Origin of the sequence: Cupriavidus sp. NPDC089707 (genome assembly GCF_044748965.1) — a bacterium.
Lineage (GTDB): Bacteria > Pseudomonadota > Gammaproteobacteria > Burkholderiales > Burkholderiaceae > Cupriavidus.
In genome coordinates this window covers 87,077-103,855 of record NZ_JBIVHB010000020.1, presented here as the reverse complement: position 1 = coordinate 103,855, position 16,779 = coordinate 87,077, and the positions used below count along the sequence as shown (strand labels likewise).

Below are 16,779 nucleotides of genomic sequence, written 5' to 3'. Positions count from 1 at the left end.
ATGCGTCCCAATTTCCTGCTTTCGCTGACGGCCGCCGCCGTCCTGACGTTCAGCCTGGCGGCCTGTTCCGACAAACCTGAACCCGTTGCCGAAGCGCCCAAGCTGCCGCCCGGCGTGATCCAGCCGGAAGGCAACCTGCAGCAGTCGTTGAAGGTGGCGCCGGTCACCACCTCCCCGTTCAGCGAGATGCTGCGCGTGTCCGGCCGCATCGACTTCGACGAACAGCGCGTATCGCGCATCGGCGCCAGCGTGACCGGCCGCGTCACCGACCTGTATGCCACGCTGGGCCAGGAAGTGAAGGCCGGCCAGGTGCTGGCGCGCCTGCACAGCAGCGAGCTGGGCGCGGCGCAGATGTCGTTCCTGAAGAGCGAGGCGCAGCACGACCTGCAGGTGCGCAACGCCGAGCGCGCGCGCCAGCTGTTTGCCGCCGACGTGATCGGCCGCGGCGAACTGCAGCGCCGCGAGAGCGAACTGGCGATCGCCTCCGCCGAGATGCGCGCCTACCGCGACCAGCTGCGCGTGCTGGGCATGTCGCAGGGCTCGATCGCCGAGCTGGCCAGGAACGGCAGCATCAACTCGCATTCGCCGGTGTATTCGAGCATCAGCGGCACCGTGGTCGAGCGCAACGTGGCGCAGGGCCAGGTGGTGCAGCCGGCCGACGCCCTCTACACCGTGGCTGACCTCTCGCGCGTGTGGGTTGTGGCCGAGGTGCCCGAGCAACAGGCCGCGCAGGTGGCCGAAGGGCAGAGCGTGGAGATCGAGGTGCCGTCGCTGGCCAACGGCAAAGGCGGCAACACCATCACCGGCAAGCTGATCTACGTGGGCCGCACGGTCAGCCCGCAATCGCGCACGGTGCTGGTCCGCACAGAACTGGAGAACCGCGAGGGGCGCCTGAAGCCCGCCATGCTCGCCAGCATGCTGATCGCCGGCAAGCCGCAGGACCAGCTGGTGATTCCCGCGGCCGCGGTGGTGCGTGACGGCAATGACGAGCTGGTCTACGTCGAGATGCCGGGCAACAAGTTCCGCCTGACCAAGGTCAAGCTGGGCGCCGAGAGCGACGGCATGCGCGTGGTGCAGAACGGCGTGAAGGCCGGCGACCGCATCGTGGTCGATGGCGCGTTCCACCTGGACAACGAGCGCAAGCGCATCGAGCAAGGGTAATCGGACATGATGAAATCCCTAGTGGAAGCCGCTATCAAACAGCGGCTGGTGGTTTGCGTGCTTGCGGTGGTGCTGTTCTTCTTCGGCCTGCGCGCTGCCACCAAGCTGTCGGTGGACGCCTTCCCCGATGTGACCAACGTGCAGGTGCAGATCGCGACCGAAGCCGCGGGCCGTTCGCCCGAGGAAGTCGAGCGCTTTGTCACCGTGCCGGTGGAAATGGCAATGACGGGCCTGCCGGGCCTGGAAGAGATGCGCTCGCTGAACAAGGCGGGTCTGTCGCTGATCACGCTGGTCTTTACCGACGCCACCGACGTGTACTTTGCACGCCAGCTGGTGATGGAGCGCCTGATTGAAGTGGGCGGACGCATGCCGGAAGGCGTGTCGCCGGTGCTGGGCCCGGTCTCGACCGGCCTGGGCGAGGTCTACCAGTACACGCTGGACCGCGCCGACGACGGCAACCGCGAGCTGACGCAGGAAGAGCTGGCCGAGCGCCGCATTGCCCAGGACTGGGTGGTGCGCCCGCTGCTGCGCTCGATCTCCGGCGTGGCCGAGATCAACTCGCAGGGCGGCTACGTGCGGCAGTACCAGGCGCTGGTCAACCCGGAGCGCATGCGCCACTACGGTGTCTCGACCCAGCAGGTCTACCAGGCGCTGGCGCGCAACAATGCCAACTCCGGTGGCGGCGTGCTGCCGCACTACGCCGAGCAGTACCTGATTCGCGGCGTGGGCCTGGCCAAGGGCGTGGACGACCTCGGCAGCATCGTGCTGAAGGAAGTCAACGGTACGCCGGTCTACCTGCGCGACGTGGCCAGCGTCACCATCGGCCATGAGGTGCGGCAGGGTGCGCTGGTCAAGAACGGCCAGACCGAGGCCGTCGGCGGCATCGTCATGATGATGCGCGGCGGCAATGCCAAGGAAGTGGTCAGCCGCGTGAAGGCGCGCGTGGCCGAGATCAACGAGCGCGGCATGCTGCCCGGCAAGCTGCAGATCGTGCCGTACTACGACCGCAGCGAACTGGTCGACTCCGCGCTGTGGACGGTGACCAAGGTGCTGCTCGAAGGCGTGGTGCTGGTGGTGATCGTGCTGTTCCTGTTCCTGGGCGATGTGCGTTCTTCGGTCATCGTGCTGGCCACGCTGGTGCTGACGCCATTGCTGACGTTCATGGTGATGAACGAGATGGGGTTGTCGGCCAACCTGATGTCGCTTGGGGGGTTGGCGATCGCCATCGGCCTTATGGTCGATGGCTCGGTGGTGGTGGTCGAGAATGCGTTCGAGCGGCTCGGCCAAAAGGAACCGGGCCTGACCAAGACCGAGATCCTGGTCAAGGCCGTGCAGGAAGTGGCCACGCCGGTGATCGTCGGCGTGGGCATCATTATCCTGGTGTTCCTGCCGCTGATGACGCTGTCGGGCATGGAAGGCAAGATGTTCGCGCCGCTGGCGTTCACCATCTCGATCGCGCTGGCGATCTCGCTGTTCCTGTCGCTGACGCTGTCGCCGGTGCTGTCGTCGTACCTGCTCAAGGGCGGCGCCGAGCATGACACGTTCGTGATTGCCTTCATGAAGCGGCACTACCTGCGCATGCTGCACTGGGCGCTTGGCAACAGCCGCAAGACCGTGCTCAGCGCGGTCGGCGCGTTCGTCGCCACGCTGCTGATCGTGCCGCTGCTCGGTACGTCGTTCATTCCGGAGATGAAGGAGGGCTCGATCGTTCCCGCGATCGACCGCGTGCCGAACATCTCGCTGGAGGAGTCGATCAAGCTGGAGAAGGAAGCCAACAAGCTGGTGCTGGGCGTGCCCGGCGTCAAGTCGGTGGTCTCCGGCGTGGGCCGCGGCGAAAGCCCGGCCGACCCGCAGGGCCAGAACGAATCGACCCCGATCGCCAGCCTGAAGGACCGCGACGAGTGGCCTGACGGGTGGAACCAGGACGATATCGCCAACGCCATCCGCGAGAAGCTCAAGGCCATCCCCGGCGTGCAGATCGTGATGGCGCAGCCGATCTCCGACCGCGTCGACGAAATGGTCAGTGGTGTGCGTTCGGACGTGGCGGTGAAGGTGTTCGGCGACGACCTGGACAAGCTGCGCGAGCTGGCGGGCGAGATTTCGCGCGTGGCCGGCGGCATCCAGGGCTCGCAGGATATCCGTATCGAACGTGTCTCGGGGCAGCAGTACCTGTCGATCGAGATCGATCGACAGGCGATTGCGCGCTATGGACTGAACGTCTCCGACATCCACGACGTGATCGAGATCGCGATCGGCGGCAAGCGCGCCACCGACATCTTCGAGGGCGAGCGCCGCTTTGCCGCCGCCGTGCGCCTGCCGGAAGACTTCCGCAACAACGTGCAGGCGATCCGCCAGCTGCTGGTGAACACGCCTGACGGCATGCAGGTGCCGCTGCAGAGCGTGGCCAGGATCGAAGTCAACGACGGCCCGGCGCAGATCAGCCGCGAGATGGCCAAGCGCCGCGTGGTGGTGATGATCAACGTGAAGGACCGCGACCTCGGCGGCTTCGTGGCCGAGCTGCAGCAGGCCACCGCGTCCAAGGTCAAGCTGCCGGAAGGCTACTACCTGGAGTGGGGCGGCCAGTTCCAGAACATGGAACGCGCCATGGGCCACCTGAAGATCATCGTGCCGGTGACCATCGCCGCGATCTTCTTCCTGCTGTTCCTGCTGTTCAACTCGGTGCGCTTTGCCACGCTGATCATCACGGTGCTGCCGTTCGCATCGATCGGCGGCATCATCGGGCTGTTCGTCACCGGCGAATACCTCTCGGTGCCGGCGTCGGTGGGCTTTATCGCGCTGTGGGGCATGGCGGTGCTGAACGGGGTGGTGCTGGTGTCGTACATCCGCACGCTGCGCGATTCGGGCTTGTCGCTCGATGAGGCGGTGGTGCAAGGGGCGACGCAGCGGTTCCGCCCGGTGATGATGACTGCGACGATCGCGATGCTGGGGCTGGTGCCGTTCCTGTTCTCGACCGGGCCGGGCTCCGAGGTGCAGCGGCCGCTGGCAGTGGTGGTGATCGGCGGGCTGATTACGTCGACGCTGCTGACGCTGGTGATGGTGCCGACGTTGTATCGATGGTTTGATGATCGCAAGCCGGATCCGACGAGGGATGTGCCGGTTTAGGATTTGGTTGGTGTTTAGGTAGTGGGACGCCCTATGTGTGATATGCGCATGGGGCGTTTTTTTTGGTGTGCCTGCGGCTGGCATCTGGTGGTGGTTGATGCGCCCGGTTCCGCCCTCCTGGGCGGGTAACTTTTTGTCCGAGCGACAAAAAGTCACCAAAAAGCGCGTTTACGGCCCTGCGGGCGGCCACTCTTATCGTAGTGCGCGAATATTTTCGTACGGGGCTTCGCTTCCTCACAAAGCCGGGCTGCCTGCCGCCGTGGTGCGCCACCCTGGCTGGGATTGACGCGGTGATTGAACGAGCCCGGAGCTGTGAGTGGCCCCTGCTGCCAGGGTCAACGTAGGAACGCCTGCGGCTGCGCTGCGCGCCGGCAGCATTCCCAGGTCACTGGCCCTGGCTCAGAACGCGTCGCTGCGCTCGCTTGGCCATATCGCCGGTGAACCCAACAGCTTGTGCAGGCCTACCGTGTTTCCTCCCCTCTCCCGCGCGCGGGAGAGGGGCCGGGGGAGAGGGCCGGAGCCTCCACGAAGTGAAGCCGGCCAATTCGCGCAGCAGGTCGCGGACCTCGTCAGTAATAGTCATATCGCTAAGCCCTGCAGACCAACTAGGATCCGCGCGCAGCGCAGCCGCAGGCGTCCCTACCATGCCGCCAGCAGTAGGGACCACGCACAACTCCGGGCTCGTTCAAACACCGCGTCAATCCCAGCCACCGTGGTGCACTTTGCGGCAGGCAGTCCTGGTATGCGAGAAAGCCCAGCCCCGTACGAAAGCCCCGGGCACGCTACGATAAGAGTGGCTGTCCGCCCAGGACAGTTAACGCGCTTTCTGGTGACTCTTTGTCGCTTGGACAAAGAGTTACCCGCCCTTCAGGGCGGAACAGGGCGCGTCAACCACCGCCAGATGCCAGCCGCAGCCGCAGCCGCAGCCGCAGCCGCAGCCGCAGCCGCACCCCGGCCCCACCATCAACCCCACCATCAACCCCACCATCAACCCCACCATCAACCCTCAAGCCAACCGCATCTCCAACTGCCTTGACCACAAATCCATCGTGAAATCCGGCTCCTGGTGATGGATATGCCGGTACACCCCGTGCTGCGCGCCGATCGCGTCATGCACCGCCTGCGCGGTGATCTGCTGCTCGGCGAACAAATGCCGGAGATGGCAGGCGACGATGATGCCGTCGTCGGTCAGCGCGCCCGCAGCAAGCGCCGCGACCTCACTCCAGTCGGCCTTGGGAAAGTAGTACCCCAGCTCGGAAAAAACGATCAGGTCGAACTTTCCCTCGGGCCAATGCTGCGGCAACTCGCCCGTCAGCACCTGCACGTGCGCGGACTCCGCCAGCCGCTGCCGCGCCTGCCCGGCAGCGCTGTCGGCCAGTTCCATGGCCACCAGCGCGTCGCAGCGCGGCGCCAGTTCGACGGTGAGATGCCCGCTGCCGCAACCGGGCTCGAACGCGCGTGCAAAGCGTTCGCGCGGCAGCGTGGCCATCAGCAGCGCGCGCTTGCGTGCCTCGTACCAGCGCGTGCCGATGCCCCAGGGGTCGTCGTGCCGGCCATAGAGCCGACTGAAGTATTCGCGGTCGACCGGCATGGTCAATAGCCGTAGTACGGCGCTTGCTGGTAATAGCCGGATGGCTGCGGGCCGCACGGCACGTACACGCGGTCGTAGTCGCGATAGCAATAGCCCGGCGGTACCGCCGGCGGGGCGTACGAGACCGGCGCGGGAGCATAGGTGACGGGCGGCGGCGCTACTGCCACGGGTGCGGCTACCACCGGCGCCGAGGCCAGCGCGGCGCCGAAGGCCAGCCCGACCAGCGCGCCGACGGCGAGCACCGCGCCGGCATTCGACCCGCCGCCGTGATGGCGGCCGCGCGCGGACGTGGGGCCGGCGGCTACCAGGGCCACGGTCAGGGCGGCCGCGGCGACGATTCGGGTGGAGGGGCGCATGTCGGACTCCTTGTGATGCAGCTTGTGTCCCTGAATGATGGATGCAAACTGCCCGGCAAGGTGTTTCGCCGCGGAGCCCGACTTGTTAGCTTTGTAACGGCGGCTTTTAACAATTCAGTTTTTTAACAAGTCGTAAGACAGCCCCCTGTCCGGAATCGCTCAGCGCTGAATTTGGGCCAGTCCGGCCAGCCCGGCCAGCCCGGCCAGCGCGGAAAGGGCGGAAAGGGCGGAAAGGGCGGAAAGGGCGGAAAGGGCGGATACGGCGATGCTCTCCAGCCCCAGCCTGGCGAAATCCGGCCCCCATGCCATCCGTTCCATCCGCAGCTCGGCGAGCAGCGTTTCGGACAACGCCACTGCGGCGTGCTGCGCGGCACCACGCTGCTCCGGCGGTTGGCCTGACGGCGCAGGAAGAGCAGGTGATCCGCCGCTGGGTGGTGGCGCTGGCGGTGGGGGTGGGGGAGGAAGGGGAAGGGGAAGGGAAGGGAAGACAGGCAGCGACGGCTGACGTCGCTGCCCGTGGCGGTTACCCCGCCGCGTACGCGCGCTGCGATGCTTCGCCGAACGGCGGCAGGTTCTCCAGCCGCAGCGATTGCGGTTCGGTCAGCGCGATGTCCGCGGCGCGCAACCGCTTGAGGATTTCGAACAGCAGGTCGCTGCGCGTAGTCGCGGCGATGCGCGGGCTGCTGACGTAGCCCGTCACCGACAGCGTGATGCCGTTGGGCGCCAGCTGGCTGAACATGACCGACGGCGCCGGCACGTCCAGGATGGATTCGTTTTCCTTGTAGACATCGATCAGCAGGTCGCGCAGCTGTTCCGGATCGGTATTGAGCGGGAACGTCAGCTGCAGCGACGCCACGCCCTGCGTGCTGTTGCTCATGGTCACGTTGCGCACGTTCTGCGAGATCAGCTGCGAGTTGGGCACGATCACGGTGGAGCGGTCGCCCAACTGGATCTCGGTGGCGCGCACATTGATGCGGCGGATGTCGCCCTCCACGCCGGCCAGGCTGACCATGTCGCCGACCTTGACCGGGCGCTCGGTCAGCAGGATCAGGCCCGAGACAAAGTTCTTCACGATCTCCTGCAGGCCAAAGCCGATGCCCACCGACAGCGCGCTGACGATCCAGGCCAGGTTGTCCCAGCGCACGCCCAGCAGCGACAGCGTCAGCAGCACCAGCAGCACATAGCCGACATTGCTGAACAGCGTGATCAGCGACGCGCGCAGCCCCGGCTCCTTGCACACCTTGGGCAGCAGCTCCGCATCGAGCCAGCGCCGCACCGAACGCAGCAGCCAGATGCCCACGCCGAGCGCCAGCACCGCATTCAGGATGCGGTCCGGCATGATGTTCAGGCTGCGCAGCTTCTCGCCGCCCAGCACCGTCAGCAGGCTGTTGAGCAGGTCCGCCGGCGTGGTGCCGAAGCCGCCGGTCAGCAGCGCCACCACCGCGACCAGCAGCAGCACGCTGGCGCCGATGCCCGACAGGATGGTCGAGGCCTGCTCCAGGTGCGAATCGTCGACGCCGAACAGCTGTTTGATGACGCGGCCGCTGGCGTGGTTGGTCGACAGCACGGCCTCGCAGACATCGCGCGTGACTTGCGTCAGCAGGTACAGGCTGCACAGCACGATGTCGAACCAGACCAGCTCATAGGTCAGGAAGCGCGCGAAGCTGATATAGCCGGCCAGCAGCGCGACCATTGACACGATCACCAGCACGGTCACGGCGGCGTGGATCATGCCGGCCAGCGTGGCGCGCGCCTCCGGGCGTTCGCCCGCGGCGGCGAGTTCATTGCGCACGCGGTTGGCGCGCAGCAGTGCCGCGCCAATAGTCAGCACCACCACCAGCGACACCAGCCCGCGGCCCAGCAGCGTGACCTGCACGGTGGTGTCGGCGATGCGGTTGATCTGCTCGAGCGTGCCGGCCAGCAGCAACAGGCCGGCCAGCACGGCGGGGAAGGGCTTCATCGCCCGCGCGACCGGATCGGCCAGCGCGGGCAGGCGCCAGCTGGGGTGCCGCGTGCATAGCAGCGCGCGCCCCAGCCCGACGATCAGCGCACTGGTCAGCGTCAGCTTGACCAGCTGCGCGTAGAGCGCCATCAGGTCTGGCGGCAGTTCATAGCTGCGCGCGAAGGCGTGGTAGACCAGCTGCACCGCGAGACCGGTCGTGCAGACCGTTGCCAGCGTGGTCGCCAGCGCCAGCGCGCTGCGGCGCAGGCGCGTCTCGGGCAGCCGGGTCAGGCAGAACCACGCCAGCGCGCGCTCGGCAAGGCGCCGGCCCAGCGTCCATACCGCCAGCGCGAGCAGCAGCAGGGCCACCGTGGCCGCGCGCTGCGACGGCTGCCACGCCAGCTGCAGCATCGGCACCAACTGGTCGCGGAAGCCGTCCAAACGCGCCTGGTCTTCTGCCGGCGGGCTGAACATCGGCTGCCAGAACTGCGGGTTCAGGATGCTTTCCGAGCGCAGCGCGAGCTGGTCTTTCAGGTGGCCGCGCTCAAGCCGGGCCAGTTGCTCGCTCAGGTTGGCGATATTCTCCTTGCTCTCCGCGGCCTGCTTGAGCTGGGCGTCGAGCTGCGTGCGGCGCGTGTTCAGCCCGGCGCGCTGTTTCACCACCGCGGGGGCTTCCTTGGTGGTGCCGTCGACCGGTGGCGGACCGAGCACGTCGAGCTGTGCCTGCAACTGCTCGCGCTGCGGCGCCAGCGCGGCGCTGAGCTTGTCGGCGTCGGCATCCAGCTGCCGCAGCGTCTCTTGCAGGTCATGCAGCTTGGTATTGCCGTCGGGGTCCGAGGCCTGCTGCTTGACGCTGTCCTGCTCGGTCTGCAGGCGCTTGAGTTCGGCGGTGGCCTCGGCGTGGGTCAGCGCGGGCGCTTGCGCGGCGGCTTCGGCTTCCGATGCGGTTTCTGCGGCATGGACGGCGGGCAGCGTCGCCGGCATCAGATGGCATAGCGCAGCGAGCGCAAGGCCCAGTGCGAGCCGTGAAGCTTTGCTCATGGCGGATTCTCGTCGAGATGGTGACGGCTTGCGGCGCTCCGGCGGCGGATGAAAATGGCAAGGCACGGTGCGGGCAGGGCCACATGGCGCTGCGTCGCGATTGCGCTGCGGAACGGCCGGGTCACCGGCGATGAACACGGGAAGGGATGGCAGCGTACAGGGCTGCAGGCCATCCGCTTCGGCGAATTTGGGTCAGCCACGAGAAAGGCCCGTGGGCGAGGCCACAGGCCGGCAATGCGTGGCACGGGGTCGTGCTGACCGAACGCGGCGGGCCCGCTTACGTGGGTTTCGTGGGTGCCGCGGTTCGGGCCATTATACGAAAGCGTTCAGGTCACATGCCCCGCGCAGGCGGCGCATGGGGCACCGCAGGGCAGAATTTTGCGCAGCCATGCCATCGGCACCGCCAACGCGGGCGGCATGCTCGCCACAATCGCATTACCATCCCGTTTTTTTCGGGGCTGGCAAGCAGCCCCACCGATATTGCATGGAGCATTCATGGGAGTACCGTCTGCCACGGAAACGGCACGCCTGGCCGGCGCCGCCGGGCCGATCGAGATGCTGGTCGACCGTCCCGCCGGCACGCCGCGCGGGATCGCGGTGGTGTCGCATCCGCACCCGCTGCTGGGCGGCTCGGCCACGCACAAGGTGCCGCACCAATTGGCCAAGGCGCTGCTGGCGCGCGGCTTCCTGACCGTGCGGCCCAACTTCCGCGGCGTGGCGGGCTCGGGCGGCGAGCACGACCAGGGCCGCGGCGAGGCCGACGACATGCTGGCCGTGGTAGCGAAGCTGCGCGACGACCATCCCGGCCTGCCGCTGGCGCTGGCGGGTTTTTCGTTCGGGGCGTTCGTGATGGCGCAGGTGGCCGCCACGCTGGCGGCACAGGGCGTGCCGATCCGCCACCTCGTGTTGACCGGCCTGCCATATGGCACGGTCAAGGCCCATCGCAGCTATGACACGCCGGCGGTGCCCGCCGATTGCCTGGTGGTGCATGGCGAGCGCGACGAGCGCGCGGAACTGGCCGCGCTGTTCGACTGGGCCCGTCCGCAGGCGTTGCCGGTGGTGGTGGTCCCGGGCGCCGATCATTTCTTTACCGGCAAGCTGCCGTTGCTGGTGCGCATCGTCGGCCAGTACCTCGACCGGCCGGCCGTGGAGGGGCGCAGCACATGACGTTGTTGCGCAGCGTGTAAAAACTGCGTCCCGCGGCGCTACCCGGAGCGCCGTGCGGCCGTACCGGGCACACCGGGGCGCAAGGGCATGTTTCCTGCTACCGATATCAGGCTAGGACGTCAGATCGGAGGCAATCCATGAAAGACTACGCACCGTCGGAATTCGGGGGAACCTGGCGCCACCGGGGTTACGACGAGCCCGACGATACCCGCCAGGGACGCCACTGGCGCAGCGGCGACACCGGCGGCTCGCCGTATGGCTATGGCGAGGCCCGCTATGGCATGGAGGATGAAGACGTCGAGCGGCCCACGCGCCCTTCGCGCTGGGCCGCGCAAGCGGGATCGCGCCGCATGCCCAAAGGCTACCAGCGCACCGACGCCCGCATTCGCGATGACCTGTGCGAACGGCTCGCGCATGCCGAGGACGATGTCTCGGATGTCACCGTCGAGGTCGGCTCGGGCATTGTCACGCTGGCCGGCACCGTCCGGGACCGCGACGCCAAGTTCCGCATTGAGCAATTGGCCGAGGATGTGCTCGGCGTCAGTGAAGTGCGCAATAACATCCAGATGGCGCGGCCGGGCAGCAGCGCCGGAAGCGGCGGCAATGGCGGAATCGGCGAGCGTGCCGCCGGCGCAGCGCGTGGCGAGGGCCAGGGTCAGCAGCGGATCGGCCAGTCCACCGGCCAGCGCCGGGAGGTCGGGTCTCCGGCCGGCGGCGTGCTGTACATCGTGCAAGGCTGGGACGGGCGTTTCCTCGCCAGCGAGCGCGGCGAGGCGGTGATGGTGAGGTCGATCGCGCAGGCCGGCCTGTTCGACGATGCCGACGTGGCCCGCGCCGCTGCCGCGGAGCACTGCGGACGCGGCTACCGCCTGCTGGCCACGCGCCGCTAGCGCTGCTGCACACGCAAGTCTGTGCGCAAGGCCACGCCGGTGTTATCGTGAGGGCCCACGGCAAGCACTGCCGCCACCGGGCCCCACACCATGCATGAAGCCAGCGTTCTGAGGCCGCCGTACGCGGCGGTCGGCCAATCGTTGTCAGCGTTGTCTACGCCTGCGCTGCTGATCGAACTCGATGCCTTTGAAGCCAACCTGGCGCGCATGGCGGAGCTTGCCGAGCGCGCCGGCGTAGCGCTGCGCCCCCACGCCAAGGCGCACAAGTCCGTGGCGATCGCGCAGCGGCAGGTCGATGCGGGCGCGGTTGGCATCTGCTGCCAGAAGCTGTCCGAGGCGTATCCCTTTGCCGCGGCCGGGATCGGCAGCATCCACCTGAGCAATGAATTCGTCGGCGCCGACAAGGCCGCGATGGCGGCCGAACTGGCCCGCCACACGCGCCTGTCGATCTGCGTGGACGACGTGCGCCAGGTCAGCCAGGTCGGCGCCGCCGCGGCGCGCGCCGGCGTGCGCATTGCGGTATTGCCGGAGGTCGACGTGGGGCAGGGCCGCTGCGGCGTGGCCAGCGACGAGGCCTTGCTGGCGCTGATCGACGCGATCGACGCCGAAGCCGCACTGGATTTTGGCGGCCTGCAGGGCTATCACGGAGGCATCCAGCATATCGAGGCATGGGCACAGCGGCGCGAGGCCGCGCAGCGCGCGGCCGAGGCCACCGCCGGCTATTTGCGCGCGCTGGAGCGGCGCGGGCTGCGCTGCCCGGTGGTAACCGGCAGCGGCACCGGCACGGCAGAGTTCGACCTGGAGGGCGGCGTCTACACCGAAATCCAGCCGGGCTCGTACCTGTTTCTCGACGGCCATTACGGCTCGCTCGAATGGGAAGGCGCGCTGCGGCCGCTGCATGCCCTGTTCGTGGCATCGACCGTGATGAGCGCGGCGCGCGCCGGCGTGGCCGTGTGCGATGTGGGCCTGAAGTCGGTCGCGGTCGATTCCGGTCTGCCGCACGTGTGGCCGGGCGATGCCGATGGTGCGCTGGAGTACGTTGCCGCCAACGACGAGCACGGCGTGCTGACGGTGACCGGCGCCGACAGCCGCGACCTGCTGGGCGAGCGGCTGTGGCTGGTGCCGGGCCATTGCGATCCCACCGCCAACCTGCACGATGCCTATGCCTGCGTGCGCGGCGAGCGGGTGGAAGCGGTATGGGCCATCGAAGCGCGCGGGCTTAGCCGCTGACGCTCGCCTGGGCCGCCTGGCCCGCCTGGCCCGCTCAGCGCGCCGGCGCGTTGCCTTCGCGCAGCTGCTCAGCGCCCGCGCGCCGCTCGATCAACGCCACCGACAGTGCCGACACCAGCCCCGCAAAGGCCACGTAGGCGCAGATCTGCCACGGCTTGCCGCCTCCCGATTTGAGCAGCGCGGTGGCAATGATCGGCGTGATGCCCGAAGCAAAGATGCCCGAGAACTGGTAGACGAAGGAGATGCCGGTATAGCGCACGCGCGCATCGAACAACTCGCAGAACAGCGCGGCTTCGGGCCCGTACACCGCGGCGTAGAAGATGCCGAACGGCACCACGATCGACAGCCACAGCAGCATCATGCTCTGCCCGCTGTTCAGCATCAGCCAGAACGCCGGGAACGCCGACAGCGCCGTGATCAGCGAACCCCAGAAGTACACGCGCGTGCGGCCGATGCGGTCGGACAGGTGGCCGAAGAACGGGATGAAGAAACACATCGCGATCGCGGCGGCCATCACGCCCACCAGCGCTTCGGTGCGGCTGATGTTGACGGTCTGCGTCAGGTAGCTGATCGAGAACACGCCGAAGATATTGAAGAACACCCCGTCGATATAGCGCGCTCCCATGCCCTTGAGGATATTGCCCGGGTAGCGGCGCATCATGTCGACGAACGGGATACGCGTTTCCGCGTTGCGCTGCTTCACGCGGGCGAACTCCGGCGTCTCCTTCACGTTCAGGCGGATATACATGCCGACGAACACCATCCCCGCCGAGATCAGGAAGGCGATGCGCCAGCCCCATGACAGGAACTGCGCATCGGTCAGCGTCAGCGACAGCAGCGCCACCACGCCCGAGGCCAGGCACAGCCCGATCGCCAGCCCGATCTGCGGCAGCGAGGCATAGAAGCCGCGCCGCTCCGGCGGCGCGTACTCGTACGCCATCAGCACCGCGCCGCCCCATTCGCCACCCAGGCCGATGCCTTGCAGCACGCGCAGCAGCAACAGCAGGATCGGCGCCGCGATGCCGATGCTTTCGTAGGTAGGCACCAGCCCGATCAGGAAGGTCGACACGCCCATGATCATCAGCGTGATGACCAGCATGCTCTTGCGGCCGACCTTGTCGCCGAAGTGGCCGAAGATCACGCCGCCCAGCGGCCGCGTGAGAAAACCGACCGCAAAGGTGGTGTAGGCCAGCATGGTGGCGACCAGCGGGTCGTCGCCGGGAAAGTACAGCTTGTTGAAGACCAGGCCGGCGACCACGCCGTACAGGAAGAAGTCATACCATTCGATGGTGGCGCCGATTACCGACGCCAGCGCTACCTTGCGCACCGCCTGTTCATTGGGGCTTGTCATTGCTGTCTCCTCGGGTGGTGGGAGGCGTCCGCTCTAATCGTCATATTGGACGCCGCGTGCACTGCAGGATCGGCCTTTGTCGTTGTCAGCGCCTGGCCGTGGCGCTTGTCGAAAGGCTTCAGGCGACCGCCGCCACTGGCGCGCGCTCGGCGATTTCCGCCGACAGCGGCTCGCGCCGCGCATCCTCGCGGATAAAGTCGGCGGCACGCTCGGCCATCATCACCACTGGCACGTTGGTATTGCCCGACACCAGCGTCGGCATCACCGAGCAGTCGACCACGCGCAGCCCGCCCACGCCATGTACTCGCAGGCGCGCGTCGACCACGGCGAGCGGGTCGTGCGCGGGGCCCATCTTGGCGGTGCCCGACGGGTGGAAGATGGTGGCGCCGTACTCGCGGCAGAAGTGCAGGATTTCGTCGTCGGTCTGCACGGCAGCGCCGGGGCGGAATTCGCGCTGCATCAGCCCGCGCATCGGTTCGGCCTGCGCCACGCGGCGCGCGTAGCGGACCGCGGCGACGGTGCAGCGACGGTCCAGCTCGGCGGACAGGTAGTTGGGCTGCATCGAAGGCGCCTCGAACGGATCGGTGCTGCGGATGCGCACCGTGCCGCGCGATGCCGGCCGCAGCTGGCAGACCGAGTAGGTGCAGCCCGAGAACGGATGCACGTTGCCGCCGGCCATGTCCGCGGACAAGGTGGCGAAGTGAAACTGCGTATCGGGCGTGGCGCTTTCCGGCAGCGCACGGCAGAACATGGCGCCCTGGTTGATGCCGATCGCCAGCGGCCCCTTGCGCATCAGCAGCCATTCCAGCCCCATGCGCGCCTTGCCCGCCAGCGAGCGCAACTGGTCGTTGGTCGTGATGGGCTGCGCCACCTCGTAGATCAGGCGGATCTGCAGGTGGTCCTGCAGGTTCTCGCCGACGCCCGGCAGCGCCTGCACCACCGGCACGCCCATCTCCCGCAGCAGCGGTGCGGGGCCGATGCCGGACAGTTGCAGCAGCTGCGGCGACTGCAGCGCGCCGGCGCACAGGATCACCTCTCGGCGCGCCCGCAAAATATAGGGCTGGCCGTCCTTGACGTAGCGCACGCCCACGGCGCGCTTGCCCTCGAACAGCACCGCGGTGGTGTGGGCGTCGGTCTCGACGCGCAGGTTGGTGCGCGTGCGTGCCGGCCGCAGGTAGGCCACCGCGGTGGAGCAGCGCCAGCCGTTGCGCGTGGTGAGCTGGTAGTAGCCCGCGCCCTCCTGGTCGCCGTCGTTGAAATCGGTCTTGCGCGGCAGGCCCAGCGCCTGGCCGGCGTCGATGAAGGCATCCACCAGCGGGTGCCGGCGGTCGATCGAGGTGGCGTTCAGTGGCCCCGCGGTGCCGCGCGTCGGGCCGGCGCCGAGGTCGTTGTTCTCCAGCTTGCGGAAGTAGGGCAGGCAGGCGTCCCACTCCCAGCCCGCATTGCCCAGTTCGGCCCAGTGGTCGTAGTCCTGGCGCTGGCCGCGCACGTAGATCAGGCCGTTGATGGCGCTGCTGCCGCCCAGCGTGCGGCCGCGCGGCCAGTAGATGCGGCGGTTCAGCATGTTGGGGTCGGGATCGGTATAGAAGCCCCAGTTCACTTTCTTGTGGAACATGGTCTTGCCATAGCCGATCGGGATATGGATCCACGGGTAGCGGTCTGGCGGCCCGGCTTCGAGCAGGCAGACCGAATGGCGGCCGTCTTCGCTGAGCCGGTTGGCCAGCACGCAGCCGGCCGAGCCGGCACCTACCACGATGTAGTCAACGCTTTGCGACATCGTCGCTGTCTCCTTTTATGGCCGGCGCATGTCCCACAAGCTGTCCCGCGCTCCGGCATCGATCTATAATTTGAAACGTTCTGTTCCGGATTTTATTTTTCAAAAGTGGAATGGAAAGCCCAATCGCGAGGAGACGCCGGTTGTGAAACAGAACGTGTCAATCCCGTTTCAGAATCGCAGTGCAGCAGAGGCCGTCGGCGGCGCGCTGGCCACACCGATGGCCACTGACGCGGGCGCGGCTGGCGCCGGCGATGACGACGCCCGCAGCCTGCGCGCACTGACGGTGCTGTCCAGTCTTGCCCGCGCCCAGCATCCGCAGACCCTGTCGCAGCTGTCGCAGCGGCTGCACGTGCCCAAGGCCACGCTGATGCGGCTGCTGGCCGCGATGGAGCGCGCCGGCTTCGTGGTCAGGATGCCGGCAGAGCGCGGCTTCGTGCCCGGGCCCGGCGCCAGCGCGCTGGCGCTGCAGACGTTGCGCAGCCCGCAGGTGCTGCGCGAATGCCGCGCCATCCTGGCCCGGCTGGTGGCAAACCTGGGCGAGACCTGCAACCTCACTGCGCTGGACGGCGACCGCGTGCTGTACGTGGAGCGCGTCGAGACGCATGAACCGCTGCGGCTGCAGCTGTCGCCAGGTATCCACGTGCCGCTGCATTGCACCGCCAGTGGCAAGCTGTTCCTGGCGGCAATGAGCCGGCTGGAGCGGCGCCAGATGCTCGGACGCCTGGCGCTGACGCGCAATACGCCGCGCACCTTGTCGGACATGGCGTCGCTGGAGGCGGAGCTGGACCGGCTGGGCACGCGCGCGATCGGCGTCGACCATGAGGAATTCGTGCGCGGCATGTGCGCGGTGGCGGTGCCGGTACTGGAGCGGAGGCCGGAATCGGGGCCGGGATCAGGGCCGGGATCAGGGCCGGGATCAGGGCCGGAGTGGGGGCCGGTGCCGGGGTCGAAGGGGGCGCGGCGTCAGGTGGTAGCCGCCATCGCCTGCCATGCGCCGACGGCGCGCGTGTCGATGGATGCCTTGCTGAAGGCAGTGCCGATGCTGCAGGGCGCCGCCGACGAGATGGCGCGGGTGCTTTGCGCGCCGTAGCGCGAGGCACCTGTCCTGCCGGGGGAAGCGCTTACACTGGGAAGCTTCTCGCATCGCCCC

Annotated in this window: 12 protein-coding genes; 6 read left to right on the top strand and 6 right to left on the bottom strand. The window is 67.7% G+C overall.

Going from position 1 to position 16,779, the window contains the following annotated elements; all coding sequences use genetic code 11:
- Positions 1–1,161 (top strand): efflux RND transporter periplasmic adaptor subunit, encoded by a 1,161-nt coding sequence (locus tag ACIP1U_RS25385; RefSeq protein WP_400320959.1) that lies wholly within the window; start codon positions 1–3, stop codon positions 1,159–1,161.
- Positions 1,162–1,167: 6 nt separating this feature from the next.
- A complete protein-coding gene (locus ACIP1U_RS25380; protein WP_400320956.1) occupies positions 1,168–4,284 on the top strand; it encodes an efflux RND transporter permease subunit in 3,117 nt (1,038 codons plus the stop codon).
- Between the two features lie 1,006 nt (positions 4,285–5,290).
- Here the strand turns inward: ACIP1U_RS25380 and ACIP1U_RS25375 are convergent.
- The 4 genes from ACIP1U_RS25375 to ACIP1U_RS25360 all read right to left on the bottom strand — a co-directional run bounded on the left by ACIP1U_RS25375 (position 5,291) and on the right by ACIP1U_RS25360 (position 9,214).
- Complete coding sequence (locus tag ACIP1U_RS25375) at positions 5,291–5,875, bottom strand: SAM-dependent methyltransferase (RefSeq protein ID WP_400320953.1); 585 nt, start codon at positions 5,873–5,875, stop codon at positions 5,291–5,293.
- A 2-nt stretch (positions 5,876–5,877) separates the two neighbouring features.
- The gene (locus ACIP1U_RS25370) at positions 5,878–6,231 is read right to left on the bottom strand and encodes a mechanosensitive ion channel protein MscS (protein ID WP_400320951.1); all 354 of its coding nucleotides are present in this window, start codon (positions 6,229–6,231) and stop codon (positions 5,878–5,880) included.
- Between the two features lie 159 nt (positions 6,232–6,390).
- A complete protein-coding gene (locus ACIP1U_RS25365; RefSeq protein ID WP_400320949.1) occupies positions 6,391–6,579 on the bottom strand; it encodes a hypothetical protein in 189 nt (62 codons plus the stop codon).
- Between the two features lie 175 nt (positions 6,580–6,754).
- Entirely contained in the window at positions 6,755–9,214 is a 2,460-nt protein-coding gene (locus ACIP1U_RS25360) for a DUF3772 domain-containing protein (RefSeq protein ID WP_400320946.1), read from the bottom strand.
- Between the two features lie 495 nt (positions 9,215–9,709).
- On the opposite strand from ACIP1U_RS25360, the gene ACIP1U_RS25355 reads away from it, so the two are divergent.
- From ACIP1U_RS25355 to ACIP1U_RS25345, 3 genes are all read left to right on the top strand, one after another.
- Positions 9,710–10,381 (top strand): alpha/beta hydrolase, encoded by a 672-nt coding sequence (locus ACIP1U_RS25355; RefSeq protein ID WP_400320943.1) that lies wholly within the window; start codon positions 9,710–9,712, stop codon positions 10,379–10,381.
- 137 nt (positions 10,382–10,518) lie between these two features.
- Complete coding sequence (locus ACIP1U_RS25350) at positions 10,519–11,271, top strand: BON domain-containing protein (RefSeq protein ID WP_400320941.1); 753 nt, start codon at positions 10,519–10,521, stop codon at positions 11,269–11,271.
- Positions 11,272–11,361: 90 nt separating this feature from the next.
- A complete protein-coding gene (locus ACIP1U_RS25345) occupies positions 11,362–12,501 on the top strand; it encodes a DSD1 family PLP-dependent enzyme (protein ID WP_400320938.1) in 1,140 nt (379 codons plus the stop codon).
- 34 nt (positions 12,502–12,535) lie between these two features.
- Here the strand turns inward: ACIP1U_RS25345 and ACIP1U_RS25340 are convergent, their stop codons facing one another.
- Together ACIP1U_RS25340 and ACIP1U_RS25335 are read right to left on the bottom strand one after the other, a co-directional pair.
- On the bottom strand, positions 12,536–13,852 hold the full coding sequence (locus ACIP1U_RS25340) for an MFS transporter (RefSeq protein WP_400320935.1): 1,317 nt from the start codon (positions 13,850–13,852) through the stop codon (positions 12,536–12,538).
- A gap of 118 nt (positions 13,853–13,970) precedes the next feature.
- Positions 13,971–15,629, bottom strand: a complete 1,659-nt coding sequence (locus ACIP1U_RS25335; protein WP_400320933.1) for a GMC family oxidoreductase — start codon at positions 15,627–15,629, stop codon at positions 13,971–13,973.
- A 142-nt stretch (positions 15,630–15,771) separates the two neighbouring features.
- Between ACIP1U_RS25335 and ACIP1U_RS25330 the strand changes: the two genes are divergently transcribed.
- The gene (locus ACIP1U_RS25330; RefSeq protein ID WP_400320931.1) at positions 15,772–16,719 is read left to right on the top strand and encodes an IclR family transcriptional regulator; all 948 of its coding nucleotides are present in this window, start codon (positions 15,772–15,774) and stop codon (positions 16,717–16,719) included.
- The last annotated feature ends 60 nt before the right edge of the window (positions 16,720–16,779 follow it).